Here is a 2,963-nt window from a genome sequence, read left to right on the forward strand (position 1 = left end):
CCGCCCGAAAACCCAGCCTGCCGGCTGGCAGGGATTACTGCCCGTTTTCGGGAAGAAGCCCTGATGTCGCTTTTGCACTACTGTGATTTCAGCTATGTTCCTTTACTGCCTCCTTATTGCCAATATGCAGATAAAGCATTAGTTTATTTCAAATTTCAAATTTCAAATCTCCAATCTCACCCCTTCGTCAGCTCGTTATTCACCGTCCGCCATATTTTCAGCGGGTTACCGTCTTTCAGCTCATCGGGCAGCAGGCTGTTTGGCCAGTTTTGAAAGCACAAAGGCCGTGCAAAGCGTTTGATACCATCGGCGCCAACGGAAGTGAACCGGGCATCGGTAGTGGCAGGAAAGGGGCCGCCATGCTGCATGCTCAGGCATACTTCCACACCGGTAGGCACACCATTTACAATGATCCTGCCGCAACTGTTTTTAACTTTTTCCACCAACGAAGCGCAATTGCGCATATCCGTTTCCGTTGCCATCAGTGTAGAAGTCAACTGTCCTTCCATACGGGTTGCTACCGCCAGCATTTCTTCCGTATCCCTGCATCGTATTACAAGCGAATAGGGTCCAAACACTTCCTGGTGCAGCACGGGATTGTTTAAAAAGGCCTGTGCCGTAGCTGAAGCAATGGTAGGAATGCCCTGGTTTGCACCGGGCTCCTGTTGGGCAACGGCAACGGTATCTACCTGCTCCTGCATCAATGCTTTGTTGCGGTTGGTTACAAAGGCTTTGGCTATGCCGGGATGCAGCATGGTGGAAGGAGCGGTTTGTTCAATTGCTTTACCCAATGCCGTTATGAATTGTTGAAGATCTTCGTTATCCATACCAATAATGAGACCGGGGTTGGTGCAGAACTGGCCGGTGCCGAGGGTAATGGAACCGGCATACAGCTTAGCCAGTTCGACAGGTGATTGCTTTAATTTTTCGGGGAATAGATAAACCGGGTTGATGCTGCCCATTTCCGCGAAAACCGGTATGGGCTCTTTGCGCTGCGCTGCCCAGTCGAACAGGGCTTTACCACCCCCGTACGAGCCGGTGAAGCCCACCGCTTTGGTGTGGGGGTGCGTTACCAAAGATCTTCCCACTTCAAAGCCCGCACCATGCACATGCGCAAATATGCCGGGGGGCATGTTGTAGTCGCGGGCAACTTTTATAATGGCATCTGCTACCATTTCGGATGTATGCGCATGGGCCGGATGGGCTTTTACAATAACCGGGCAGCCGGCAGCCAGTGCACAGGCGGTATCGCCTCCCGCGGTAGAATACGCAAAAGGGAAATTGCTGGCGCCAAAAACCACAACCGGCCCCAGGGGCACAAGCATTTTCCGCAGATCGGGCTTTGGAGGGTTGCGTTCGGGAATTGCCGTATCAATGCGGGCCTCCAGCCAGTTGCCCTGCTCACAGGCGTTTGCATAGCTGTTCAACTGGAATATGGTTCTGTTCAACTCATTTTTTAACCGTGCTTCAGGAAGATTTGTTTCTTTCATGGCTGTGGCAACAACTGTTTCACTTACAGAACCGAGCGCTGCAGCTATGGCGTGCATAAAGCCGGCTCTTTGCCGGAGCGGAAAGGTACTGTACGCCTCAAATGCGCTCCATGATTGTTCCATTACGGCGTTGATCTCTTCTGTTGTAGCATCTTTAAATGTATTCATGATCATATTTTATCGGATGATGCGGATAGCGTTTGCCGACACAAATTTCGGTATTCCTCAATGATAATCGCCAACATCTAAATTCTGTATCTTCGCCGCCATGGAAAAAAGCGCAAAGAAACCGGTTGTAATGAGTGGCATCCGTCCTACCGGCATATTGCACCTGGGCAGTTATTTTGGCGCACTGCAGAATTATGTGCGCATGCAAAATGAATATGAATGCTATTTTATGGTAGCCGACCTGCATTCGCTCACCACGCATCCCGATACCAAAAGTTTAAGAGCAAATGTATTGCATGTAATATCGGAATACCTGGCCTGCGGGCTCGATCCCAACAGGGCTGCATTGTATTGCCAGAGCGCGGTATACGAAACTTCCGAACTCTACCTGTACCTGAATACCCTGGCCTATAAAGGCGAGCTGGAAAAAACCACTACATTTAAAGACAAGGCGCGCCTGCAGCCGCAGAACATCAATGCGGCCCTGCTCACTTACCCTTCTTTAATGGCAGCCGATATATTATTGCACCGTGCATTGTACGTGCCGGTGGGCAAAGACCAGGAACAGCACCTGGAGATGGCAAGAAATTTCGCCAGTCGCTTCAATCATCGCTATGGAGAAATTTTTCCTGAGCCGGAGGCCTTTAATTTCGGACAGGAGCTCGTTAAAGTGCCCGGTCTTGACGGTACGGGTAAAATGAGCAAGAGCGAAAATCAAAACGCCACTTTATACCTTTCGGATGATGATGATCTTATCCGTAAAAAAATAATGAAGGCAAAGACCGATGAAGGCCCCAAAGCGCCCGATACGCCCATGCCCGGCTACATTGAAAATATATTTCAACTGCTTGCACTTGCCGGCGCCCCTGATGTGTACGAAAAATATAAATCCGACTATGATAATGGCGTGATCCGCTATGGCGATCTGAAAAAGCAATTAGCGGAGGATATGATACGGTTCATCACCCCCATTCGCGAAAAGGCGAAAGCTATCCGCGATGATGAAAGCTATATGAGGGAAGTAATGGAAAAGGGCGCTGCCAAAGCGGGAGCAAGCGCTAAAAGAACCATGCAACTGGTGCGTGAAGCCATCGGGATAAAATATTTTTAAGAAAAAAACAATGCGGGGGTTTAAAGCAGTTAAAATTTATTTATCTTGAATACTCACTTGTATCTGCTATCCCACATTTCAAATTTTGAACACAGATCGTAATGGCGAAGACTAAAAAACCCAAACACATTGCAGTAGCAGGAAATATCGGCGCCGGAAAAACAACCCTCACGGAAATGCTGAGCAAGCATTAC

2 protein-coding genes are annotated in these 2,963 nt (G+C 49.0%); one reads left to right on the forward strand and one right to left on the reverse strand.

Annotated features, from left to right (window positions below; genetic code table 11):
* Positions 1-176 precede the first annotated feature (176 nt).
* On the reverse strand, positions 177-1,658 hold the full coding sequence (locus tag PLH26_RS21255; protein WP_324588022.1) for an aldehyde dehydrogenase (NADP(+)): 1,482 nt from the start codon (positions 1,656-1,658) through the stop codon (positions 177-179).
* A 100-nt stretch (positions 1,659-1,758) separates the two neighbouring features.
* Here PLH26_RS21255 and trpS point away from each other — a divergent pair, with 100 nt between their 5' ends.
* A complete protein-coding gene (gene trpS / locus PLH26_RS21260; protein ID WP_324588023.1) occupies positions 1,759-2,769 on the forward strand; it encodes a tryptophan--tRNA ligase in 1,011 nt (336 codons plus the stop codon).
* The last annotated feature ends 194 nt before the right edge of the window (positions 2,770-2,963 follow it).

The organism is Agriterribacter sp. (assembly GCF_035444585.1).
Taxonomy (GTDB): Bacteria; Bacteroidota; Bacteroidia; order Chitinophagales; family Chitinophagaceae; genus Agriterribacter.